At 48.0% G+C, this 24,810-nt stretch carries 23 protein-coding genes and 1 pseudogene; 16 read left to right on the forward strand and 8 right to left on the reverse strand.

Annotation, left to right across the window (positions count from 1 at the left end):
- Positions 1-43: 43 nt before the first annotated feature.
- From LG368_RS06400 to LG368_RS06440, 9 genes and pseudogenes are all read left to right on the forward strand, one after another.
- Positions 44-775, forward strand: coding sequence for a YjbF family lipoprotein (locus LG368_RS06400; protein WP_226753905.1), 732 nt, complete (start codon positions 44-46; stop codon positions 773-775).
- Positions 775-1,497: a capsule biosynthesis GfcC family protein gene (locus tag LG368_RS06405; protein WP_226753906.1), complete on the forward strand. Its 723-nt coding sequence runs from the start codon at positions 775-777 to the stop codon at positions 1,495-1,497. Before LG368_RS06400 ends, LG368_RS06405 begins: the two co-directional genes overlap by 1 nt.
- On the forward strand, positions 1,497-3,797 hold the full coding sequence (locus LG368_RS06410) for a YjbH domain-containing protein (RefSeq protein ID WP_226753907.1): 2,301 nt from the start codon (positions 1,497-1,499) through the stop codon (positions 3,795-3,797). Before LG368_RS06405 ends, LG368_RS06410 begins: the two co-directional genes overlap by 1 nt.
- 174 nt (positions 3,798-3,971) lie before the next feature.
- The gene (locus tag LG368_RS06415) at positions 3,972-4,307 is read left to right on the forward strand and encodes a metalloregulator ArsR/SmtB family transcription factor (protein WP_226753908.1); all 336 of its coding nucleotides are present in this window, start codon (positions 3,972-3,974) and stop codon (positions 4,305-4,307) included.
- Between the two features lie 33 nt (positions 4,308-4,340).
- Positions 4,341-4,727, forward strand: a pseudogene (locus LG368_RS06420) (arsenate reductase ArsC); the annotation flags it as partial.
- A 138-nt stretch (positions 4,728-4,865) separates the two neighbouring features.
- Positions 4,866-5,570 (forward strand): arsenical resistance protein ArsH, encoded by a 705-nt coding sequence (gene arsH, locus LG368_RS06425; protein ID WP_226753955.1) that lies wholly within the window; start codon positions 4,866-4,868, stop codon positions 5,568-5,570.
- A gap of 44 nt (positions 5,571-5,614) precedes the next feature.
- The gene (gene arsB / locus LG368_RS06430) at positions 5,615-6,631 is read left to right on the forward strand and encodes an ACR3 family arsenite efflux transporter (RefSeq protein WP_226753909.1); all 1,017 of its coding nucleotides are present in this window, start codon (positions 5,615-5,617) and stop codon (positions 6,629-6,631) included.
- A gap of 436 nt (positions 6,632-7,067) precedes the next feature.
- A complete protein-coding gene (locus LG368_RS06435; protein WP_226753910.1) occupies positions 7,068-7,550 on the forward strand; it encodes an REP-associated tyrosine transposase in 483 nt (160 codons plus the stop codon).
- A gap of 756 nt (positions 7,551-8,306) precedes the next feature.
- A complete protein-coding gene (locus LG368_RS06440) occupies positions 8,307-8,813 on the forward strand; it encodes a DUF4760 domain-containing protein (RefSeq protein WP_226753911.1) in 507 nt (168 codons plus the stop codon).
- 157 nt (positions 8,814-8,970) lie between these two features.
- On the opposite strand, the gene aroQ is transcribed toward LG368_RS06440, so the two are convergent.
- From aroQ to LG368_RS06455, 3 genes are all read right to left on the reverse strand, one after another.
- Positions 8,971-9,423, reverse strand: coding sequence for a type II 3-dehydroquinate dehydratase (gene aroQ, locus LG368_RS06445; protein ID WP_226753956.1), 453 nt, complete (start codon positions 9,421-9,423; stop codon positions 8,971-8,973).
- A 131-nt stretch (positions 9,424-9,554) separates the two neighbouring features.
- The gene (oadA, locus tag LG368_RS06450; protein ID WP_226753912.1) at positions 9,555-11,360 is read right to left on the reverse strand and encodes a sodium-extruding oxaloacetate decarboxylase subunit alpha; all 1,806 of its coding nucleotides are present in this window, start codon (positions 11,358-11,360) and stop codon (positions 9,555-9,557) included.
- A 19-nt stretch (positions 11,361-11,379) separates the two neighbouring features.
- Positions 11,380-12,795: an acetyl-CoA carboxylase biotin carboxylase subunit gene (locus LG368_RS06455; RefSeq protein ID WP_226753913.1), complete on the reverse strand. Its 1,416-nt coding sequence runs from the start codon at positions 12,793-12,795 to the stop codon at positions 11,380-11,382.
- Between the two features lie 120 nt (positions 12,796-12,915).
- Between LG368_RS06455 and LG368_RS06460 the strand changes: the two genes are divergently transcribed.
- Positions 12,916-13,869, forward strand: coding sequence for a LysR family transcriptional regulator (locus LG368_RS06460; RefSeq protein ID WP_226753914.1), 954 nt, complete (start codon positions 12,916-12,918; stop codon positions 13,867-13,869).
- An 89-nt stretch (positions 13,870-13,958) separates the two neighbouring features.
- Here LG368_RS06460 and LG368_RS06465 read toward each other — a convergent pair whose 3' ends face one another.
- Positions 13,959-14,438, reverse strand: coding sequence for a peroxiredoxin (locus tag LG368_RS06465; RefSeq protein ID WP_226753915.1), 480 nt, complete (start codon positions 14,436-14,438; stop codon positions 13,959-13,961).
- Between the two features lie 206 nt (positions 14,439-14,644).
- Here LG368_RS06465 and LG368_RS06470 point away from each other — a divergent pair, with 206 nt between their 5' ends.
- From LG368_RS06470 to LG368_RS06480, 3 genes are all read left to right on the forward strand, one after another.
- Positions 14,645-16,066, forward strand: a complete 1,422-nt coding sequence (locus LG368_RS06470; protein ID WP_226753916.1) for an aminotransferase-like domain-containing protein — start codon at positions 14,645-14,647, stop codon at positions 16,064-16,066.
- Positions 16,067-16,244: 178 nt separating this feature from the next.
- Positions 16,245-16,655, forward strand: coding sequence for an energy transducer TonB (locus LG368_RS06475; RefSeq protein WP_226753917.1), 411 nt, complete (start codon positions 16,245-16,247; stop codon positions 16,653-16,655).
- 46 nt (positions 16,656-16,701) lie between these two features.
- Positions 16,702-17,217: a DUF501 domain-containing protein gene (locus LG368_RS06480; RefSeq protein ID WP_226753918.1), complete on the forward strand. Its 516-nt coding sequence runs from the start codon at positions 16,702-16,704 to the stop codon at positions 17,215-17,217.
- 66 nt (positions 17,218-17,283) lie between these two features.
- Here LG368_RS06480 and glpK read toward each other — a convergent pair whose 3' ends face one another.
- Positions 17,284-18,768, reverse strand: coding sequence for a glycerol kinase GlpK (gene glpK, locus LG368_RS06485; protein ID WP_226753919.1), 1,485 nt, complete (start codon positions 18,766-18,768; stop codon positions 17,284-17,286).
- Between the two features lie 161 nt (positions 18,769-18,929).
- Between glpK and LG368_RS06490 the strand changes: the two genes are divergently transcribed.
- From LG368_RS06490 to LG368_RS06500, 3 genes are all read left to right on the forward strand, one after another.
- Positions 18,930-19,694 carry a DeoR/GlpR family transcriptional regulator gene (locus LG368_RS06490; RefSeq protein ID WP_226753920.1) on the forward strand — a complete coding sequence of 255 codons (765 nt, stop codon included), beginning with the start codon at positions 18,930-18,932 and terminating at the stop codon, positions 19,692-19,694.
- A gap of 239 nt (positions 19,695-19,933) precedes the next feature.
- The gene (gene glpD / locus LG368_RS06495; RefSeq protein ID WP_226753921.1) at positions 19,934-21,436 is read left to right on the forward strand and encodes a glycerol-3-phosphate dehydrogenase; all 1,503 of its coding nucleotides are present in this window, start codon (positions 19,934-19,936) and stop codon (positions 21,434-21,436) included.
- Positions 21,437-21,563: 127 nt separating this feature from the next.
- Positions 21,564-22,334 (forward strand): TSUP family transporter, encoded by a 771-nt coding sequence (locus tag LG368_RS06500; RefSeq protein ID WP_226753922.1) that lies wholly within the window; start codon positions 21,564-21,566, stop codon positions 22,332-22,334.
- 54 nt (positions 22,335-22,388) lie between these two features.
- Here the strand turns inward: LG368_RS06500 and LG368_RS06505 are convergent, their stop codons facing one another.
- From LG368_RS06505 to gcvA, 3 genes are all read right to left on the reverse strand, one after another.
- Positions 22,389-22,835: an RES family NAD+ phosphorylase gene (locus LG368_RS06505; RefSeq protein ID WP_226753923.1), complete on the reverse strand. Its 447-nt coding sequence runs from the start codon at positions 22,833-22,835 to the stop codon at positions 22,389-22,391.
- Positions 22,832-23,302 carry an antitoxin Xre/MbcA/ParS toxin-binding domain-containing protein gene (locus tag LG368_RS06510; protein ID WP_226753924.1) on the reverse strand — a complete coding sequence of 157 codons (471 nt, stop codon included), beginning with the start codon at positions 23,300-23,302 and terminating at the stop codon, positions 22,832-22,834. Before LG368_RS06510 ends, LG368_RS06505 begins: the two co-directional genes overlap by 4 nt.
- Before the next feature lie 148 nt (positions 23,303-23,450).
- Positions 23,451-24,386 (reverse strand): transcriptional regulator GcvA, encoded by a 936-nt coding sequence (gene gcvA, locus LG368_RS06515; RefSeq protein ID WP_226753925.1) that lies wholly within the window; start codon positions 24,384-24,386, stop codon positions 23,451-23,453.
- Positions 24,387-24,810: the final 424 nt, after the last annotated feature.

Below are 24,810 nucleotides of genomic sequence, written 5' to 3' on the forward strand. Positions count from 1 at the left end.
ACTCTCGTTAGGCGATTTTTTTCTTTTTTGCTTGGTCGACATTATGACGTCTGTTCGCTCTTATTCTCTTTTTTCTACTCCCTTTCTGCTGATTGCGGCATTGATGTTATCAGGTTGCGCAAATAATTCAGACAATACCGTTGATCGCTTTAACAACGTACTGGAATTAAGCCGCGGCCAGACAATTTCCGCTGAACACTTGCAAAGCACTTCATTTGCCAGCGCCATGGTCAGTATCAATGACAGTAATCCGGTTTTAATGGTCTTGGTGTTTATTGACCAGAACCCAAACAGCTACGCCCCGCGGTTGACTTGGATAGCCCAAGACAAAGCCACCATCATCACAGAAAATGGCCGTATCGTTAAAACAACAGGGTTTCTCTTTGACAATGTAGAAAGACTGGTCGAATATTCACCGTCTTCCTCCCATGTTACATCTTCATTACCAGCACCTGATACCTCTTGGCAAGCAATGTATGATTGGTCCCCTGGCTATCGTTTTGGCTTTACCGCTTCAGTCAGCAGCATTTCAATGGGTGAAGACCTAGTAGAATCTGTGTTATGGCAGCAGCCCGCTCAAAGAATACAAGAAACGGTTCATTTCAATGGCTTAGACAGCCACATTACCAACGATTTTTGGGTCGTGCCAGAAACCGCTCTCCACAAATCCTATGTTGTAAAAAGCACCCAATATTTAGGCCCTAACATGGCAAAAATTGATATGTTAATGGTCAAACCCTATGTAATGACGGTAACACCAGAAGGAATTAACTAATGACGAGCATTTCATATCGAATACAGCCGTTATTGGCCTTTTTCCTTTCTTGCCTTGCTTCCAGCAGTATGGCCGCCAATATAACGCTCTTACAATCTAAGACTACCTTGACTTACTCCAGTGATGTGCGCCTGTCTCAAGTATTGCAAGACGCACATCATCAGCTTGATTATGAAGTATATCCTTTGGCTTCTGGTCTGATTAACCCAAGTAAACAGACACCAGTCACCAACGTCAAAAATAGTATTGTTACCCAGCTACAGAGCTTGCAACGAAAAGATGCAAATCGACTGGCTTCTCAATTAACCTCATTGAGCTTTGTTTTTTTTGAACCCATCAATATGGATGTCGATAAAGTACGCGTCGGCGAAAAGCTTGACCCTCTGCTAAAAAAAGATTATTCGCTATCGCTACCTCGTCGAGCAGACCATATTTTGATCGTTAATGCTGCGCAAGATCACTCGACACATACGCCTTTTCAGACGAATAAAGGTTTAAAGCCATATTTGACGCTATTGCCTAGCACACAACAGTATTCCTCTGTATGGATTATCCAACCCGACCGCCAAGTCTATTATGTTGACAACATTCAATGGCGTCACCAGCGTGTCTTTATTGCCCCTGGCGCGACCTTGTTTTTTGGGCTGCGCGACTTACCTGCAGAACACAGCGACCTTAATCGCAGAATCGCAAAATTACTTGCCTTGCGTTTGGAGCCATAATGTTTTTTTATCCTTTTCTCGGACGTTTAAATAAAAGGCGCGGCGATTCTTATCGTACTTTAGGGGCCTTAATCTGCATGGGCATTGCTCCTGCTGGGTACGCCCAATCGATTGATATCCTTGACGAAAGCGCACCCTCAAATAAAGCGCCAGTGCTTGTCAAGAGCACTCCCTTTCAAACACCTTCACTGACCCCCACGCAATCTGACTTAGGCGGTGTAGGTCTATTACAAATGCCCACAGGCCGTATGGCTGAAGAAGGCATGGTGAGCATTGGCTATAATCACAACAGTGAATACCAATTCTTTACCTTGTCTCTACAAGTCATGCCATGGCTGGAAACGACCTTGCGTTACACCCAAGTAGAAGACTTGCTGTACAGTGACCGGGAAGAATTCAGTGGCGACACCAAGTTAGCCGATAAAGGCATAGATGCGAAGTTACGATTGTGGACAGAAAACCAATGGCGACCGGAGGTTTCTGTTGGGTTAAGAGACCTGGGTGGTACAGGGTTATTTGACGGAGAGTTCATTGCGGCCAGTAAACGATTGTCGACCGATCATTATGGCGAACTTGATTTTACACTAGGCCTAGGTTGGGGGTATTTCGGGACACGGGGTACGGTTAGCAACCCTTTTTGTACTGCCGGTGACCGCTTTTGTGATCGTATCACAGACTCCAACGGCAACGGTGGTTCTATTGATTACCAACGCTGGTTTACGGGCCCGTCATCTTTGTTTGGCGGTATCGAATACCAAACGCCATTTGAACCATTAAGCTTCAAGCTGGAGTACGACGGTAATGATTACAGCCAAGATACTCCTGTACTAAGGGGTGGAATTGATATGACCCCTCGCTCTCCATGGAATATTGGCGCTGTTTACGCGTTAAATGACAACTTCAGCTTACGTGTTGGTTACGAGAGAGGTACTACCACAACCCTGGGACTCACATTTGCTAGTAACTTCGATACGATTAAATCGCCTTGGGTCGACAATCCTATTCCAGCATTAGGCACTCAACAGGCTTCTGATTTAGATTCCGTTGATTGGCCTAATCTGACTGCAGAACTGTCTAATATTGCGGGCTATCATACACATAAGGTGTATCAGAACGAACAGGGAGAACACGTTACGCTGGTAGCACAACAGAGTAAATATCGTGATCGAGATATGGCAGCAGAACGTGCGGCAGCAGTATTAGCGAACTATTTACCTGATTCAGTCTCCACTTACCAGGTGGTTGAAACTCAGAAAAATATCCCCGTTAAATCCACAGAGATATCTGCGCAAGGCTATCGAGATATCGCCACGGTCGATTACTTTAATCCAAACATTAAAGATGCCTTGCTTACACTGCCAAACCATCACCAGTACGAAATAACCAGCAGTGAACCTATTTATGATCAGTTTGAGCCCTTTAACTACAACATCAGCCCCGATCTAACCCAATCCATAGGTAACCCTGAAAGCTTTTACTTATACAGTGTCACCCTTGAGGGCGATGCCTCTTATTGGCTCACATCAAACCTTGAACTATCAAGCTCAGTATCGTTGAACCTTATTGACAACTTAGATCAGTTAGGTGACTCGTTGCCCGAAGACGGTACAGACAACTACCGTGTTAGAACCTTAATTCGTTCTTACATACACGATAACGATGTTTACATGAGTAATCTGCAGTTAACCTGGTTCGAAAAATACAGCCAAAACTGGTATCAACAGATTTACGGTGGCTATTTAGAAACCATGTTTGCGGGGGTTGGTACAGAGGTGCTTTATCGTCGTCCTAACGCCAACTGGGCCATTGGTGTCGATGCAAATCTTATCGCCCAGCGTGACCCTAGCTCGCAATTTGCTCTCTTTGAAAGCGACAACGCTTACAGCCCTGATGCTAAAGTACTGTCTAAAGGCACAACCGGTCACGTGTCTTTGTATTACCAGACGGACTTTTCTTTCATGAAAGACTTCCTCGTTCAACTTAATGTTGGCCAATTCTTAGCAGCTGATGTAGGTGCTCGCCTTGATGTGTCAAAACAATACAAGAGCGGCGTAATTATCGGCGCTTACGCCAGTAAAACCGACATGTCAGCAGAAGAATTCGGCGAGGGCAGCTTCACAAAAGGCTTCTACATGTCGATTCCTTTCGACACTATCTCTATCAAACCGAACAACAGCCGTGCCGACATAAGTTGGCAGCCACTCACTCGAGACGGCGGTCAAATGCTCGACAAACGCAACAGTTTATTTGGCATCACCGACCTCGTTGCCCCTTGGTATCAAAGACCTAATCAAAACTAACCAAACGCCGGATAACGCCTCGTACCTCGGCTCATCCGGCCTACAATTTGATTGGCTCATGAAAAACCGTAGGGCACCATAAGCCCAAGCGTAATGTGCCCTTCTCCCTCTCCCCTGTTGACTTATCTATTAACATATATGATTATTCATATATGTTATTTTTTGGATGTGTTTATGACCCCCTGTCAATTTTATAAATGCCTCGCCGATGACACCCGTTTGCAGTCCGTGCTGCTGATCGCTCGCGTCGGTGAAACCTGTGTCTGTGATCTTATGGTGGCGCTGGAGCTGGACCAACCTAAAACCTCGCGCCATCTCGCGTCTTTGCGCAAGTGCGGCATTCTTCAGGATGAACGTCGAGGCAAGTGGGTGTTTTACCGCTTACACCCTGAACTGGACGATTGGGCGGTAAAGGTCATCCAAGACACCGCCGAGCACAATCCTGGCTATTACCAAGATGCCCTACAACGCATTCTTGCTAGCCAAGCAGCAAAACAAGTCTGTTGTTAACCTGTGTATTTTTGATTCATTAAGGAAGCCACGATGAAGATTCTCTACATCTGCACCCACAACCGTTGCCGTAGTATTTTGTCAGAAGCCATCACCAATGGTGTGGCGGGTGATGTGATCACCGCCAAAAGCGCCGGCAGCCAACCCGCTGGTGAAGTGCATCCACTTTCATTGACTTATTTAACCCAAGCCGGTTACGACACCCAAGGGTTACAAAGCCAATCTTGGGACGATTTCGACGACTTTGAGCCAGACCTGGTCATCACAGCATGCGATTCCGCCGCAGGGGAAAGCTGCCCTATGTATTTTGGGCGCAGTGTGAAAATCCACTGGGGGCTAAGCGACCCGTCTAAACTCGACGGCAGCGACGCTGAAAAAGCGCACGCTTTTGCCGACTGCATCCACACCATTGAAGCACGTGTACAGCAACTCAAGTCCATAGCCGAACAGATGACGGCACAAGCCTCGTTCAACAAGGAAGACTTAACCGCCGCCCTTGCCCGCTTACCGGATCTTGCCCATCTCGCCACCCCAACCACCACAACAGAAGAACGCCCTATGGATTTACCTAATATTGACCCGACCTCTTTTGCGACCCCATCTTTTGAGGCATTTACACAGTCACCCAGCACGCACAAACCGCGCTTTTTACTCTTATACGGATCATTGCGAGAACGCTCTTACAGCCGTCTCGTTGTCGAAGAATCGGCTCGCATACTGCAAAGTTGGGGCGCTGAGGTAAAGATTTTCAACCCTGAAGGCTTACCACAACCCGACACAGACGACGGCCGTCACCCTAAAGTCGAAGAATTACGCGAGTTAATGATGTGGTCTGAAGGTCAGGTATGGTGCTCGCCAGAACGTCATGGCGCTATGACCAGTATTTTAAAAAGCCAAATCGACTGGGTGCCATTGAGCATTGGTAGTGTGCGTCCAACACAAGGCAAAACCTTAGCGGTGATGCAGGTCAGCGGCGGTTCTCAGTCGTTTAATGCCGTCAATCAGATGCGTATTTTAGGCCGCTGGATGCGCATGTTGACCATTCCCAATCAGTCTTCTGTGGCCAAGGCTTTCTTAGAATTTGAAGAAGACGGTCGCATGAAACCCTCGCCTTACTACAACCGCATCGTCGATGTCTTGGAAGAATTAATGAAATTCACCTTGCTGACCCGCGACAACAAAGACTACCTGGTTGACCGTTACTCCGAACGCGTGGAAAGCGCGGAACAACTTAGCCAACGCGTTAATCAGCGTTCTATTTAAAACACACAACAGATCACACACCCACTCAATACAAGGGAGACATCATGGGATTATTTGAACGTTATCTTACCGTTTGGGTGGGGTTGGCCATTGTGATTGGCATAGTCGCAGGCAGTGTGGCACCCGTTATCTTCTCTGTGGTGGCTGGGTTGGAATATGCCCATGTCAATCTAGTGATTGCTCTGCTGATTTGGCTAATGATTTACCCAATGATGACGCAGATTGATTTTTCCTCCATTAAAGACGTTGGCAAAAATCCTAAAGGCCTGATACTCACCTTGGTAATCAACTGGCTGATCAAGCCTTTCACCATGGCGTTGTTGGGCTGGGTATTTTTCAAGGTGCTGTTTGCCCCTTGGGTCGACCCGCAAAGCGCCCGAGAGTACATCGCGGGGATGATTCTGCTCGGCGTGGCACCTTGTACCGCCATGGTGTTTGTGTGGAGTCAGTTGACCAAGGGCGACGCCAATTACACCTTGGTACAGGTGTCCATTAACGACGTGATTATGATTTTCGCCTTCGCGCCCATCGCTGGCTTATTGCTGGGCGCAACCGACATTCATGTGCCTTGGGATACGCTGCTGATTTCCGTGGTTTTGTATGTATTGGTGCCCTTACTGGCCGGTGTGTTCACCCGCAAAGCCTTAGACCGTCGGAATGACCACAGCAAACTCGACAATTTTTTAGCGACCATGAAACCTTGGTCGATTATCGGATTACTGGCCACGGTTGTGCTCTTGTTTGGTTTTCAAGCAGAGACCATTTTGGCCAAACCGCAAGCCATTGTGTTGATTGCGATTCCCTTACTGATTCAGACCTACGGGATCTTTGCCGTGGCATATTTTCTCGCGAAGAAATTCAAGCTGCCCCACAAGGAAGCGGCACCTGCGAGCATGATCGCCACATCGAACTTCTTTGAACTGGCTGTCGCCGTCGCCATCTCTTTGTTTGGACTGCATTCTGGTGCAGCACTCGCCACCGTCGTCGGTGTATTAGTGGAAGTCCCCGTTATGCTCTCCCTCGTCTGGTTCGCCAACCGCACCCGACATTGGTTTGGTTAACCCTCTCCCCACCAAACGCCGGATAACGCCTCGTACCTCGTCTCATCCGGCCTACAATTTAATGGATTCATGACAAACCGTAGGTCGCCATAAGCCAAAGCGTAATGTGCCGTGGAAATTGCATGCCCCCGTAGGGCACCATAAGCCAAAGCGTAATGTGCCGTGAAAATGTACCGTGGGAATCGCATGCTCCCGTAGGGCATCATAAGCCAAAGCGTAATGTGCCGTTAAAATGTACCATCAAAGTTGCATGAAGCCCCGTAGGGCACCATAAGCCCAAGCGTAATGTGCCGTTAAAATGTACCATCAGAATTACATGACCCCCCGTAGGGCACCATAAGCCCAAGCGTAATGTGCCGTGGGAATTTGAAAACACCCCATTTAATCGGAATCACAAGAATTTTCGATAAAATATAACCAACAAAGGCGGATATGGATGTCCAATTTTATTAGAAGCAAACAAAAAGGCGGTACATTTTTCTTCACCGTCACCCTCAAAGATCGACAGTCATCGGTATTAATTGATCACATAAACCTACTACGTGAGAGCGTTCGCCACGTTAAATCACGCAGGCCGTTTACCATCATTGCTTGGGTGGTTTTACCAGATCATATTCATGCCGTTTGGAAATTACCCGACGGGGATAACGACTTCTCAACGCGCTGGCAACTTATCAAAATATTCTTCACCAAAAGGCTCAAAGCCACCACCCAATATCAACACAGCGTTTGGCAAAGCCGATTTTGGGAACATGAAATTCGAACTGAACAGGATTTAACGGCTCACATCAATTATTGTTATTTAAACCCAGTGAAACATGGTCTCGTTACATCAACACACGAATGGCCATATTCCAGCTTCCACCGTGATGTTAAAAAGGGGTTATTTGATTATCATTGGAATGGTGTCATATCTTAGGAACATACAGATTTCACAACGCCGGATAACGCCTCGTACCTCGTCTCATCCGGCCTACGGTTTGATAGATTCATGAAAAACCGTAGGGCATCATAAGCCAAAGCGTAATGTGCCGTTAAAATGTACCATCAAAGTTGCATGAAACCCCGTAGGGCACCATAAGCCCAAGCGTAATGTGCCGTGGAAATGCACCATCAGAATTGCATGAACCCCCGTAGGGCATCATAAGCCCAAGCGTAATGTGCCGTTAAAATGTGCCGTGGGAATCAGATTAGGTACAATGGTGGATATTTCATGTCGTTAAACGCCGGATAACACCTCGTACCTCGTCTCATCCGGCCTACGGTTTGATAGATTCATGAAAAACCGTAGGGCATCATAAGCCCAAGCGTAATGTGCCGTGGGAATTGCATGAGGTACCATGGTGGATGTTTTTTTAATCACTACAACTGTACGGAATCCAAAAAATCAATCAGCACAGCACGACTTTCAAGCCATAAAAACGCTCTAGGAAAAAAGCTAAAAACCCATTATCTGAGCATGTCTTCATCCAATAACAATTGATAGTTTACGTTTTATACAATAATATTTGGTTTCAAGATTTAGAAGTCTCGAACGGTTGATCAAAAATTGCCTCGCTGTTAATAGCAAAAACCTAAGCACCGACGCGAGCAACGTGAACCAAGAAAGGAGAATTATTATGTCTATTAGAGATGAATGGGAAGACAGATAACACTTCCCTATAAGAGACGTTAAATGGAATTTACGTTACTACAAACCTACCTAAGCCAAATCAATGTCGATACTTTGATACTGGCAGTCACCACCATTGCGGCACTGTATTCAGTTCGAAGAAATACAACTATCAACTGTAGACGTGCTACGGTTGATTTAGTGTTGCATCAAAAAAATGACTCTGACTTAAAAGCAGCAAACTTAGTCGTAAACCCGCTACTGCGTGATGAAAATATTAGTATTACCAAGTATTCAGATAAAACCCATATCGGCTCAGAAGAGCGAACAGCGATTCTTTTTGTTCTTAATAACTATGAATTCATTGCGACTGGTATACGGGAAAAAGCGTTTGATTTTAACCTCTTCAAAAGAATGCGGTGTGGTACAGTCTTGCGTGACTGGGAAGAGTTTCAACCTTTCATCTATGAGCTGCGTAAAATTAATAAACACCCCACTATGTATCAAGAGTTTGAGTGGCTAGCCAAAAAGCTTGAAGACAACCCTCTTAAAAAAGAAAAAATCAGATAAAGCCTGCCAATCAAAACTAACCAAACGCCGGATAACGCCTCGTACCTCGTCTCATCCGGCCTACAATTTGATGGATTCATGAAAAACCGTAGGGCACCATAAGCCCAAGCGTAATGTGCCGTGGTTTGTAGGTTGTGCGTTTACGCCACCAAAGTGGTTATTTACCCAATTTGGCGACCAGCCCCTGGATGCCGAGCAGATAGCCCTGTACGCCCATGCCAACGATGGTGCCGGCGGCGACAGGGGAGATGTAAGAGTGGTGACGAAAGGCTTCACGAGCATGAACGTTGCTGATGTGTACCTCAATCACCGGCACTTCCGCACCGATAATGGCGTCGTGTAAAGCAATGGAAGTGTGGGTATAGGCACCTGGGTTGAAGACCACACCTAACACTTCGCCGGTTTTAATCCGTCGGCCCGCCTCGTGAATCCAATCCACCAGCACGCCTTCATGGTTAGACTGGTAACACTCTACCTGATGACCCAGCGACTCAGCTGTCGCTTGGCACATGGCTTCCACGTCGGCCAAGGTTTCATGGCCGTAGGTCGCTGGCTCACGGGTGCCCAGTAAATTTAAGTTGGGGCCATTCAATACCATAATAATCGACACTGTGATTACTCCTAAAGACATCAGCGGATAAGGCGTCAAATTGTACGCCAAAAAAAATCTCCCTTCACCTGTGGCAAAGAGAGATTGTGATTTCTATTCGGCCTTTATGGCAACCTGACGAAGGTTAGTGCCTAGACAATTTCAATCAGGGTTTCGCCCGGTGTAACTCGATCGCCCTTGCTCACATAAACGCCTTTTACCGTACCGGCGACGTTGGCGTGAACCTCGGTTTCCATCTTCATGGCTTCCGTGACCAAGACCGCTTGACCTGCTTTCACGGTGTCACCCTCTTTGACCAGCACCTCAATAATATTACCCGGCATGGCGGCACTGACATGGCCTGGCTCGGTGGCACGACCACGGCCATTTTCCCCTTGGGCAACGTATTCGTTTAAGGATTCAAACACCACCTCTTCCGGCATACCATCCAAAGACAAGTACAACTTGCGTTTGCCCACACCAAAGTCGCCCATGCCCGTGATTTCCACATTATAGACTTCCCCGTGGACATCAATGCTGAACTCAGTGGCCAAGCCCGCTGTTGCCGTACTTTGAGCGCTTTCAATAGGCAATAAAGCTTCTGGAACTAAGGTGCCATCGGCTCTTTGTTGCAAAAACTCACGCCCTAGATCGGGGAACATAGCAAAGGTCAGCACATCTTCTTCCGATTGCGCCAAGTCACCAATTTCATCACGCAAACGGTACAGTTCAGGGGCGATGGCGTCGGCTGGACGTCCTTCATACACCATTTCGTTGCCAACGGCTTTTTTCTGCAACACCTCGTTGACTTCCGCGGGCGGCTGACCGTATCCGCCTAATAAATAACGCTTCACTTCATTGGTGATGGTTTTGTAGCGCTGCCCCGCCAAGACGTTGTACACCGCTTGCGTGCCAACGATTTGCGATGTCGGCGTGACCAGCGGCGGAAAACCCAAGTCAGCACGAACACGAGGAATTTCCGCAAACACCTCACGAATCTTGTCTAAGGCGTTTTGTTCTTTTAGCTGATTGGCAAGATTAGACATCATGCCGCCGGGCACCTGATTGATCTGTACCGACACATCTTCCCGGGTAAATTCACTTTCAAACTGGTGGTATTTTTTACGCACCTCATGAAAGTAATCGGCGATTTCTGACAACAGAGTCAAATCCAATCCAGTGTCGTAATCTGTGCCTTTTAAAGCCGCCACTTGGGATTCTGTCGCTGGATGGCTGGTGCCGCTGGCGAAGGAAGAAATCGCCGTATCAATACGATCTGCGCCGGCTTCAATGGCTTTAAGCTGACACAGGGGCGCCAAGCCAGACGTGGAGTGACTGTGCACCACTAATGGCAAGTCCACCGCGTCTTTAATGGCTTTGACGAGATCGTAGGTTGCATAAGGCGTCAACAACCCCGCCATGTCTTTTATCGCAATGGAATCCGCGCCCATGGCCTGCATTGCCTTGGCTTGTTCAACAAACAAAGCCGGCGTGTGCACGGGACTGGTGGTGTAACACAGAGTACCTTGGGCGTGTTTACCGGCTTTTTTCACCGCTTTCATCGCCGTTTCAATGTTGCGTAGATCGTTTAACGCATCGAACACACGGAACACATCAATGCCATTGTCAGCGGCTTTTTGCACAAAGGCCTCGACCACATCGTCGGCATAATGGCGGTAACCCAGTAGGTTTTGTCCACGCAACAACATCTGCAGGCGGGTATTCGGTAACGCCGCACGCAGCTGACGCAAACGCTCCCAAGGGTCTTCTTTTAGGAAACGTACGCAGGCATCGAAGGTCGCGCCGCCCCACACTTCCAATGACCAAAAGCCCACTTGATCAAGTTTTTCACAAATCGGCAACATGTCTTCGGTGCGCATGCGGGTGGCAATTAAGGATTGATGGGCATCACGCAAGGTCACGTCGGTGATTTCTACTTTTTGTTTCAGCTGATTCATTTTTCTTTTCTCCTGCGGATTATCGACCAACGTGGGCGGCAATGGCGGCGGCCAATACCAAGGCGATGTCACTTGGGTTACGTTTGATGGAATAGTTAAGCAATTCTGGGTGCATGGGCACAAAACTGGTGTTGAATTCGCCCTTCACAAAGTCTGGGTGCTTGAGAATTTGTTGATAGTAATTGGCGGTGGTTTTGATGCCGTGCAAGCGCATATCGTCAATGGCACGACGACCGCGAGCGATCATCTCGTCCCACGTCAAAGCCCACACCACCAGTTTCAAACACATGGAATCAAAGTAGGGTGGAATCTCGTAGCCGGTATAGATGGCCGTATCAACCCGAACCCCCGGGCCGCCCGGTGCATAGTAATGGGTAATGCGACCAAAACTCGGCAAAAAGTCGTTTTTCGGATCTTCTGCATTGATACGAAACTGCATGGCGTAGCCGCGATATTGGATGTCTTCTTGGCGAAAACTCAGAGGCAAGCCTGCCGCAATGCGCAATTGCTCCCGCACGATATCGACTCCGGTAATTTGCTCCGTGATGGTGTGTTCCACCTGCACTCGGGTGTTCATTTCCATAAAGTAGACTTCGTTGCCAGACAACAAAAACTCCACCGTACCGGCGTTTTGATAACCTACTGCCTGCGCCGCACGCACCGCCAATTCGCAAATGTATTGACGTTGCTCAGGGGTAAGCTGTGGACTGGGGGCAATTTCAATCAGTTTTTGGTTACGACGCTGGATCGAGCAATCACGCTCGTACAAATGAATGGCATTACCTTGAGCATCAGCCAGTACTTGAACCTCAATATGGCAAGGGTCAAGAATGCATTTTTCCAAGAAGACTTCCGCCGAACCAAACGCCTTGGTCGCTTCTGAAATCACCCGAGGGTACTGCGCCGTCAGTTCTTCTGGGGTGTCGCAACGACGAATCCCGCGACCGCCGCCACCCGACGTGGCTTTGATCATCACCGGATAACCAATGCGCCCCGCTAGGGTCAAGGCGTCTTCTAGGCTATCAAGGTTGCCTTCGGAACCTGGAGTGATGGGAATACCTGCGGCGCGCATACTGTCACGGGCTTGGGTTTTGTCGCCCATTTTATGAATCACAGAGGAATGAGGGCCAATGAAAGCCACACCTTTTTGTTCGCACAACTCGGCGAAATGGGCGTTCTCAGATAAAAAACCGTAACCGGGATGAATAGCGTCACAGCCGGTTTCGATAGCAAGGTTCACCAAGCGCAGTGGGTCTAGGTAACCGGATAAGGGATCGTCACCCAATGAATAGGCTTCGTCGGCGCGTTTAACATGCAAAGCATAGCGATCCGGCTCAGTGAATATGGCCACAGAGCGAATCCCAGCCTCTGAGCAAGCGCGAATGATACGAACCGCAATCTCCCCTCGGTTGGCAATCAACACTTTTTTTAACATGAGACTCTCCTTTTTGTTGAGCTTTTAGACTACTTAAGCTCAGCGAAAAGGAAAAATTGATATTTCATGGGTTATCTATAAGCTATTCGTGATGGACAACCCCAAAGACAGGACTCCCCCATGCCACAGAGTATACAAAGTTTGGTCAGTCGTCTGACGTTTCGACAGTTACAGGTGTTTAACAGCGTGTATGAGTTACGCAGTTACAGCCGCGCTGGAGATATGTTGGGCCTAAGCCAGCCCGCGGTAAGCAATCAAATTCGACAACTGGAAAACGCCCTTGAACAACCACTGTTTGAATACCTTGGTCGCCAACTTTACAGCACACCAACGGCGGAGCGCTTGGCGCAATGCGTGGCCGGCATGTTCGATGAAATTCAACGTTTTCAGCAGGATATCTCGACACAGCAAGGCCTGATCGCAGGTCAGTTGACCTTGGTGGCGGTCAGCACAGCCCAATACATAGTGCCGTATTTATTGCGTGCCTATACCAATTTGCACCCGAACGTGACGATCAATGTGAAGGTGATGAATCGTGCCGCTGCCATTGCACGCTTGAGCGATCATCATGATGAGCTGGTCATTATGGGCATGGTGCCCAATGACAAACCTGTGTTTAGCCTACCTTTTTTGGACAATGAACTGATTCCCGTTGCCCCACAAGGTCATCCTATTTTGACGGCATCGCCCGTGACATTACACCACTTTTTAGAACAGGGTATCTTGCTGCGGGAAAGCGGCTCCGGTAATCGCCTTGCACTGGAATTGCATTGCCAGAAACAACGTATTCGCCTACAAGCCAGTATGGAAATTGGCTCTAACGATGCCATAAAACACGCGGTGATTGCCGGCCTCGGCGTTGCCGTTTTGCCAAGGCTGGGGATTTTATCTGAACTGGCATTGGGCACCTTGGTTGAAGTCCCCATCAAAGACTTTCCCTTACGCCGCTCTTGGTGTCTGATTCATCCACAAGGCCATCACCCCACACCGGCCATGCGGTCTTTTATTGATTATGTGCAACAAAACATCAATCCATTTGGGCAGATGTTTGCGCGCATGAAAGCTCTGCCCTAAAAAAGCTTTACCATAAAAAAGCTCTGCTATAAAAAAACTGCCATAAAAAACGACGCACTGGGCGTCGTTTTAAATACCAACAATCGATTTTACAACTGGCTCAACACGTATTCCGCTGAGCTGACCTTGTATTCGCCTGGCTCATCAAGCCATAACTCTTGCACTATGCCGTTATTCACTAACATGGCGTAACGACGACTGCGGATGCCCATTTTCGCGGCTGAAATGTCTAACTCTAAGCCCATAGAACAGGTAAATTCCGCCAAACCATCAGACGCCATGGTAAGGTGTTCTGCGTTGTTGGCCAGTCCCCAAGCATTGACGACGAAAATATCATTCACCGCTAGGCACACAATGTCGTCGAGGCCTTTGGCTTTTAATGCGTCGTAATGCACCACATAACCTGGCAAGTGGCTGGCACTGCAGGTTGGGGTAAAGGCCCCAGGCACGGCAAACATTAAGACGGTTTTGTCTGAAAAAAACTCGGTCACATCAATTGTTTCTGGGCCTTCTTCACCCATAATTTGAAACGTACCATGAGGCAACATATCACCAACATGAATCGCCATAAATTGCTTCTCCCGTTTTTAAGTTGACGCCATATTAACGCAACCTTATTTTTTCTCATACTGTCCAGGGTGTTTTTTCTCTGGACCGGCTTTTAGACCGTTTGCTCAGATCGTTGACTCGGACAACTTACCCGAATCGCCTGGATTTCTTTCATCCGGTCAATCTGGTAAATTACTCGCCTCTTGCTTAACTCGACCTGTGCCTTATGGATTGCCCTCTTTACGAAAAAATTGCCAACCAAATTGAACAACAGGTTGCAGAAGGTATTTTCTTACCCGGTGCAAAAATCCCCTCTGTGCGCAAGTCGAGCAAGCAAATGGCCGTCAGTGTCGCCACCGTGTTACAAGCCTATAGCCTGCTAGAAGACCGTGGCGTAATTAAAGCCCGTCCTCAAAAAGGTTACTTTGTTCAGGAAACACAACGACCCGCGTCGCCCGCTAAAAAAATCGAGCCAACGAAAACCGAAGAATCGGTACACACCCTACTGCAACGTCTTTTGCATGTGGTGCGAGACGACACCATGGTGCAATTTGGCAGTGCGGTCCCCAAGAGCCAGTTTTTGCCTGTGCGACAGTTGCAACGCTCGGTGGGTCGCTTGATGCGCCTCGAACCGGAAGTCTGTGTGTCTTATGAATTCACGCCAGGTTCCTTGGCGTTACGCCGTCAAATTGCCATTCGTATGCTCGATAATGGCTGTCAGTTGCAACCCGACGACATTACCATCACATTAGGCTGCCAGAACGCCCTGATGCTGTCGTTGCAAGCCGTCACTCAACCCGGTGATACCATTGCCATTGAAAGCCCTACGTATTATGGCGTGCTGCAAGCCATTGAAACCTTACAACTGAAAGCCATTGAGATTCCCTGCGACACCGCCACAGGTATTGACACCGAGGTGCTCCAACAAGCCACTGCCGACTGGAACATCAAAGCCTGTGTGGTGACGCCAAACAATCACAACCCGACCGGCAGCTCTTTGAATCATGCTGCCCGATTGCGCTTGATTGCATTGTCCGTTGAGCACGATTTTGTGTTAATCGAAGACGACATTTACGGGGAGCTCAGCTATCAAGACAAACGCGACCGCGCGCTTAAAGCCGACGATCAGGCCAATACAGTGATTTATTGCAGCTCTTTTTCAAAAAGTATCGCCCCAGGGTTTCGTATTGGCTGGCTGGTTGGCGGCGCTTATCAGGCGATTATTGAGCGTCAAGCCCATGCTCAATCCTTGGCGATTCCAACTTTAACGCAAACCGCCATTGCGAACTTCTTAGAAAACGGTGCCTATGACCGACATTTACGCAAAACCCGTCAGGCTTATCAGAACAATCTGGCGCGCTGCCAACAACTGATCACCCAACACTTTCCTGACGGCACGCAAATGTCTTACCCAAAGGGAGGCTTTTTGTTGTGGGTTACCTTGCCGAAAAAAGTCAACGCTATGAAGTTGCATGCGCAAGCGTTGGAGATCGGCATTGGCTTATTACCCGGCTTAGTGTTCAGTTTTACCTCGCAGTATCACCATCACTTTCGCTTAAATTATGCCTTAAATTGGGACAATGCCATCGATACGGCTTTAAAAGAGCTAGGGCGATTGAGCCACCAGCAAATGCAAGACGCGCTTTAAGACAACATCGAAAAACAAAGCACATTTCATATAAGTTTAAGTTATGATTTTGCTTTCTCGCATCTTAAAATTCATCTGTACAGGCAGGGCAAAAAGCGTACAATTCGCTTTCTTTTTTAAACACTCTGCCTGTTTGGCCGATAACATTAATATCAACTTTAGTAGCTGGCTTGTTGCGATGGAATTTGTTGCACATCCGAGAGACCTTCCATTAGATATTACGCTAATTGAAGATCAGCCTTTCCCGCCTATCTGCGCAGAAAGAGCTGGGTTTGTCGGTATTACCTATGTCACCCTTCGTCCTTTTGATCACGGGCGCTCGGTCAGAATTACACTGGAAGAAATAGACCCTAACTTTTGTGTTTCTGGTCGTGTTGTGTCCTGTTGTAAAGCGGCCGACGGTTATCAAGTGGCGATTGAATTCCCCACCAAAGAAGAGTGTTATTGCGTTCGTATGATCGAGCAGTTGTCGCAAATCGAGCATTATCGACGCCAAGCCAAAATCGACGGCCGACGACTCAATTACAATGAAGCCGCCGCTGAATGGATTCAAAAGTTCGCCGCCAGTTTCCCTGCATTCTCCCTGTAATTCCCCGTTTTTTACCTTATCCATCAACTATTAGACCCTAAAGACTATGACCACACCTCTTTCCCAGCGTGATATCGAGATCATTACCGCACAACTTGGCCGCACACCAAGCGGCATCAATGCCATCGCCCATTATTCGCCAAACGGCACACCACAAGTATTAGAAATGGAAACTTGGGTCTTTGATCAACCTTTTCCTACTTTGTATTGGTTGTCCAGTAAGGCCATCGACAAGGCGTTGGCGAAAATAGAAAGCCACGGTGTGGTGAAAGAGTTGGAACAGCGTATTTTGGACGACGAAAGTTTGCGCGAAGCTCATCATGCCTCTCACCGCGATTACATTGCACGCCGTTGGGCGGTGATGAGCGACGAACACAAGGCCATCATTGAAGAAAAGGGCTTCAAGCCTTTGTTTGATAAGCTGGGGATAGGCGGCATCGCCAATTGGGACAAGGTACGCTGTCTGCACATGCAATACGCCCACCATTTGGCAGGCGACAATGTGATTGGTCGTATTCTGGACGAAGAATACGATATCAAAGCCATTGCTGACGCGGAATAAAGCTAACGCAAAACACAGCTAACGCAGAATACAGCTAACGCAGAATAAAAGCCGCTTAATAGCGCCCTAGTCTCGGGTACGGACGCGATCCACTGCTTTTTGCCACCCCTGGTAAAGCTTATCGCCCGTGCCCTTTTCCATGGTCGGCTCAAACCGCTGGTCCGCCACCCATAAAGTACTGATGTCGTCTAGAGAGTGATAAATCCCTGTGTGTAAGCCCGCCAAGAAAGCCGCACCCAAGGCGGTGGTTTCGGTCACACAAGGTCGCTCTACGGTGATTTCCAGCAAATCACTCAGAAATTGCACCATCACATCGTTAATCACCATACCGCCATCAACACGCAACGCACTGAAGGTAGCACCGTCTTGTGCCATGGCTCCGACCAGGTCGCGAGTTTGATAACACACCGAGCGCAAGCCCGCACTGACAATGTCGGATACACTGGTGTCTCGGGTTAGCCCTATCATGGCGCCACGGGCGTCCGGGTCCCAATAGGGCGCCCCCAAACCGGTGAAGGCCGGCACCAAATACACGGAATCATCATTCAGGGCTTGCTTGGCAAGACTTTGGGTTTCTTTGGCATCAGAGAAGAGTTTCAAGCCATCACGCAACCATTGAATCGCTGCCCCCGCGACAAAAATACTGCCTTCTAGGGCATAGGTCACCTTGCCATTCAAACGATAACCCACTGTGGTTAACAGCTTGTGTTCAGAACGAATCGGTGTCTCGCCGGTATTCAAAATCATAAAGCAGCCAGTGCCATAGGTGCTTTTTACCATGCCTGGTGTAAAACACGCCTGGCCGATCAGCGCCGCCTGTTGATCCCCTGCAATGCCATTGACAGGAATCGCCGCGCCCAACCAGTGAGCGTCGATGACACCAAAGTCAGCACTGCAATCCATCACTTCGGGAAACACCACATCGCCGATGCCCAACAGCGTGATCAACTCTTGATCCCACGCTTGTGTATGTATATTGAAAGCCATGGTTCGCGCCGCATTGGTGGCGTCGGTTTTATGGGAAGTACCGCCGGTCAAGCGCCACAACAAAAAACTGTCTACCGTTCCGAAAGCCAGTTTGCCTGCTTGCGCTTTATCACGCGCACCCTCTACGTTGTCGAGTATCCAACGTATTTTGGTGGCTGAAAAATAAGGGTCGATCAGCAACCCGGTTTTTTCTTGCACCTTTTCACTCAAACCCTGATCGCTCAATTGCTGACAAAACGTCGTCGTGCGTCGGTCTTGCCAAACAATGGCGTTGTACACCGGCTCACCCGTGTCGGTGTCCCATAGGATAGTCGTTTCACGTTGATTGGTAATGCCGATGCTTGCTATCGCTTGGGCGGCGATGCCTGTATCCTTAAGCACGGCTTGGCAAACTGACAAGGTGGATGTCCAGATGTCTTCTGGATTGTGTTCCACCCAACCATCATCAGGAAAGATTTGTGGAAACTCTTGCTGAGCCTGACCGACTCGGGTGCCTTTTTCATCAAATAAAATGGCACGGGAACTGGTGGTACCTTGATCGATAGCAAGAATATAATGGGTCATAGCGGGTTCTCTTTGATATAACGGCCGCTTAATCGTAAGCGACTCAGTACAGTGTTATTTTTGTTTTTTGAACATTAATATTCAAATACGAATATTTTCTATTAAAAACCAATACACCCGTGTTTAGCAAGCAGTAACCCTCTTAAGGAGAAAAAAACGCCATGGGGCAACGCTCTCGACAGGACAAGATTGTCACGATTGTAAAAGAAACCGGCTACGTCACCATTGACGAGCTGGCCAGCAAGTTTGCGGTGACGCCACAGACCATTCGTCGCGATATCAATGATTTGGCAAAATCTGGACAGATACGTCGTCATCATGGCGGCGCCAGTTGTGACTCCAGTACCACCAATGTGTCCTACGCCACTCGACAAATTTTACAGCTTTCTGCCAAAGAACAGATTGCCAAGCGCATCGCGGCGGAAATTCCAAACAATGCGTCTTTATTTATTAATATCGGCACCACCACAGAAACGGTGGCCCGTGCCCTACTGCATCATCAAGGTCTGCAAGTCATCACCAATAACCTTAATGTGGCGGCGATTTTAAGCGCAAAAGAAGACTTTACCGTGATCATTGCCGGTGGCACAGTGCGCTCAAGGGACGGCGGTGTGATGGGGGAAGCCACCATTGATTTCATCAATCAGTTTCGGGTGGACTTTGGTATTATCGGCATCAGCGGCATCGACCCGACTGATGGTTCATTGCTAGATTACGATTATCAAGAAGTGCGAGTCGCCCAAAGCATTATCAATAATTCACGCAGTGTTTTCTTAGCCGCCGACAGTGAAAAATTTGGCCGTAACGCCGTCGTGCGTTTGGGTAATATCACTCAGGTAGATCGCTTGTTCACCGATGCCCCGCCACCCAAAGCCATTGCGGCTTTGATGAAGGAACATAAGGTTCGTCTTGAACTGTCATCTTAATGCTTTAAGGTGACAGCCTGCCTTTTTGCTTTCCTCTTAAAACAACCCTTTTTACTTTCTTTTTTCTGCTTTTCTTTTAAAACGGCTTTTTTCTTTACCGTTATTCTCACCCCACTCTTACTAAATATTCATCATAAGGTCACAAAAGGGTGTTGTCATAGAGGATCAACACCTTTACTATCGAACATAAATGTTCACTTTCGAACAAAATAAACCTTTTTGAACACGCGAGGCTCCACATGAATTCATCCCATTTTGACGTATTTGTCGTTGGTGGCGGCATCAATGGTACCGGTATCGCTGCCGACGCGGCAGGTCGAGGTTTGCACGTGGGGCTGTGTGAAATGGGCGACTTAGCCCACGCGACCTCTTCGTCCAGCAGCAAACTGATTCATGGTGGCTTGCGCTACCTTGAGCATTATGAATTCCGCTTGGTGAAAGAAGCGCTAAACGAACGAGAAGTGTTATTGAAAGTGGCGCCGCATTTAGTGACACCGATGCGCTTTCAGATGCCCCATCGTCCTCATTTACGCCCTGCTTGGTTGATTCGTCTTGGGCTGTTTTTGTATGACACACTGGGCAAACGTGAAACGCTCCCCGGCTCTAAAGGGGTGAAATACGGTGCGGACAGCCCACTAAAAAGCGACATCAAACAGGGTTTTGAATATTCTGATTGCTGGGTAGACGATGCACGCTTGGTTGTCATCAACGCCATGAGTGCGCAGCATCACGGCGCAGCCATTTTTGCCCGCACGCGTTGTGTCTCTGCCAAACGCCAAGACAACCAATGGCACTTGGTGCTAGAAGATCAACTGACTCAGGAAACCCAAGAAGTGACGGCCAAAGCATTAATTAACGCGGCCGGCCCTTGGGTGTCGTCTTTTATTGAAACCAAGTTAGAGCGAAAAGCGCCCTACGGCATTCGTATGATTAAGGGCAGTCACATTGTGGTGCCGAAGCTCTATGAGCACAATAACGCGTTTATTATGCAAAACACCGATAAGCGTATTGTGTTCGCCATTCCTTACCGTGACGATTACACCTTACTGGGCACCACGGATGTAGAGTACAAGGGAGACCCTAACACGGTTGAAATTGACAGTGATGAAACCCAATACATTCTTAACGTCACCAACGATCACTTTAAGAAAACCTTGTCCCCAGCAGACGTGGTGTGGAGTTATTCAGGGGTTCGCCCTTTGCTAGAAGATGAATCCTCTGATCCGTCTGCGGTGACACGAGATTACACCTTACACCTTGAAGATCAGCAAGGTCAGGCGCCTTTATTGAGTATTTTTGGTGGCAAAATCACCACTTATCGTAAATTGGCCTTGTCAGCGATGAAGAAAATCGCCCCCTATTTTGAGCAACAAATAGGCGACGGCGTGAACACACAATGGACGCACAGCAAGCCCTTACCCGGTGGCGACCTGGGCATGTCTCTGGACGCTTTTGGTTTGGCCTTGCAGAAACAATACCCTTTTCTGGGGGCAGCGCTTGCCCGTCGTTTTGCCAACAGTTATGGCACCTTGACCCACTTGATGCTGGAAAATATCAACGACAAAGACGGCCTTGGCCAAGACTTTGGTCATCAGTTGTATCAAGCGGAAGTCGACTACTTAATTAAGCACGAATGGGTCCATGACGCGGCGGATATTTTGTGGCGTCGTACCAAGCTGGGGCTGGAGTTCACACCCGATCAGGGTGACACTCTGCAGGCGTATGTGATCGCACAGTTCTGATAGGTTAACAAATCTTACCAAGGGCTCGTCTAGACAATTGTTTAGGCGGGCTTTTTTTGCTTTACTGACCCCTCAGCTCTGCACAGCCGCTCGCCACGTCGTTTATTTTTTAGGAAACACACACACAATGGATTTGGTCTTTTTCGATATCTCGCTCTGGGTGTTTCTGGCCTTGTTTGCGGCGGCATTTTTTGCCGGCGTTATTGACGCAATCGCGGGGGGAGGCGGCTTAATTACCGTGCCCGTATTGCTGGCGGCAGGCTTGTCACCGGCGGAGGCCTTGGCGACAAACAAGCTGCAAGGCTGTGCCGGTACCTTGTCGGCTTCTTATCATTTTATTAGAAGGGGTCAAGTGACCTTGTCTAAAATGTGGTTGCCCATTGTAATGACCGCGCTGGGGGCGATTTCAGGCACCTTACTCGTCTCTTATTTGGACAGTCGCGTCTTACTCAAAGCCGTACCAATCATTTTAATCGCCGTGGCGGTTTTCTTCTTCTTTTTACCCAAGTTACAACCCTATATTGCCCGTCGCTTATCCCTTAGCCACGTTCAGTTCGCGGTTATCATTGGTACGACCATAGGCTTTTACGATGGTTTGATTGGCCCAGGCACAGGGGCTTTTTTTTCAACCGCGTATTTGTGTTTTATGGGGTTCAATCTGGTCGCCGCCACCGCACACACCAAGGTGCTTAACGCCACCAGCAATGTGTCGTCGCTGTTGGTGTTCTTGTTCAGTGGCCATATTATCTGGGCGTTGGGCATCTCCATGGGCATAGGCCAGTGGATAGGGGCACAAATTGGCTCACGACTGGTGATTACCAAGGGCGTCAAATTAATTCGCCCTATGGTCATCATCATGTGTTTGGCGATCTCGGTCAAACTGCTAATAGACCCATAACCACCCGCACTAGAATATACAAGGTGACGTTGTCAACGAATCATACGCTGCGGATTATTGGAACAGCCGTTGATCAAAGGGATATTGGTACTGATCAACAATAGAAAAGTGTTTTGAGTCAGGGTGGAGTGGGTTAAATAAATAATTATACGAGTGCGGGACAATAACAGACGGCACTTTTAATAGAACGCTTTGAGCATTGGCCAACCACGCATCTCCAATTCTTCGCGTGATGCTTTGCTCACGCTGCTCCTCAAGAGTAAGACCTGCCTCTAAAGACTCCACTAAAACAGAGTCATCAAAATCAACTCTAAGCAACTGAAAACAGTCTGGTAAATCTTCCAAATCCACATTTAAATGAACTCGAATCTCCAACAGAGCGAGTGCAGGATGTTCGGCCAAATACACAATAGGATTCCCTGCATTATGCCATCGCCCTGCCTGTCTCATCCCGCCAATTCCCTTCAAGTCAGCAAAATTGCTGATTCTCCACAACGTCATGCAAAGTACCCTTCGTTTAGACGATACAAAGCATCACGCACCATAGCAGCACCAAATTCCGTTCTCATGTACGCGTTTGGGGTTTGATGATCAAATGCCGCAAAAGGCTTAGCGAGCCATTTATGGGCTTTTTCTGTATTACCGAACACCTCTTCTGCTAGAGCGATAGTTTGTGCTGCTCTGAGCAGTTTAGCGGTCTCTTCCGTTGTAAAACGCTGCTTTTTAGTCACGCGATGGTTCAGTGTACGACGTGGAATGATCCAGCTCGTATTCGCTGTTGGCTCAAAGCGAATGAAATGCTCAAAAGCCTGAGGTGTTACCCCTTCCAAAGCGATCGAATTAAAATCTTTTTCACCACCAATCACCAGACTTGTCATCTGCGATACCCGATCAAATACCCGCTCTGCAAGTGTTTTGTGTTCAGTAGAATTTAAGGCAGATTTAACATTGAATGTGACAGTTTGCATCGGCATCTCTCTTACGGTTTGGCAACATGCCTTATACTACATGGCATATTGCCTTTAAATCAATTCCACGGGTTAAAATTTGTTCACCTTGATTCACTGACATCGAATCAAAATGGACAATAAACTACAAGCCGCCTAGGTAACTTCTTTATAGCTGCTCAGGCGTGGTTAGGGCGTCTTCTGCCGAGTATTGATAGCACTCAGTCACCAACCAACGCAGCAGTTGTTGCACTGGCTCTCGCTGGCGCTGCATATCAGGGCAAACAAACAGGTAGGCGTGACCTTGATCTAAGGTTTCAGTAAAGGGGCGCATTAATCGACCTTGCTGTATGTCGTCCATCACCAAAGGCGTTCGTCCTAAAGCCACACCTTGCCCTGCAGCAGCGGCCTGTACCGCTAAATCTCCGCGGTTAAAACTGATACCTCGGGACAATTTGACGCCCTTTGCATTGGCCAGCAGCAACCACTTTTCCCATTCCGCATAAGGACTGGAAAAGCGCCATTCGGAATCGTCGTTTAATAAGGGCACTTGCGTTAGCTGAGCCGGTTCAAACAGCCCGCGTGACGCTGCAAACGCTGGACTGCACACAGGAAACACCTGATCTTTCATCAAGGGGACGATATAGCCTTTTGAGTTATGAACATGGCTGTGAATAATGGCGACATCAATTCGATCCCGCTGAAAATTCACCTCTCGGTCATTGGCTTGGATTCTAAGCTGCAGGTCTGGATAGCTTTCTTGCAGGCTGCCCAAACGCGGAATCAACCACTTGGTCGCAAAGGACGGCATGACCGACACACTGAGGATGTTGGAGGTTTCTTCTTCCTGCAAATCCAGAATTAAATCATTGATTTCATTAAAACTGTGGTTGAGTTGTACGGCCAAACGAGCACCCGCCACGGTTAACTCTAGACGTCGGTGATAACGTATAAATAGGGTCAGACCCAAACGCTCTTCCAACTGGCGAATTTGCTGGCTGATCGCCCCTTGGGTTAGATGCAGCTCTTGAGCGGTCTTGGTAAAACTCAAATGCCGCGCGGCCACAGCAAACGTCGCTAAGCCTGGTAAAGGAATCGATTTCATAATGTCACGGCGCTACTTTTTACTAGATTCGTTTAAATGTTTCATTCTGTTTTTTTGCTAAAAGAAAGCAGGAGAAAGTAAAAGAAAGTAGGAGAAAAGAAAAGAAAAGAAGATAGACGACGTATTTTGCATTAATTGAGCTAATCCAACAAATCAAATTATATCGTTTGCCAGTCAAAGGCAAAAAATAGATGATGAGCACAGATTAGGTTATACAGCGGCCTAATAACTGACCACAATTGCCCTAACGATTGTGGTGCTAAAAGAGACTCCCACAGGCCACTTTTAGCAGAGCATGATCATTCCCCACAGTGTGATCCTGCTCAGATTTGCTAGTTACTTTTGTTGAAGCCGGACGTTTGTCCGGCTTTTTTTTGTCTGCCCGATCTTTTCTTACCTATACACTTGCCTGTACAATTTTTTT

Origin of the sequence: Marinomonas algarum (genome assembly GCF_020532605.1) — a bacterium.
Classification (GTDB): Bacteria; Pseudomonadota; Gammaproteobacteria; order Pseudomonadales; family Marinomonadaceae; genus Marinomonas; species Marinomonas algarum.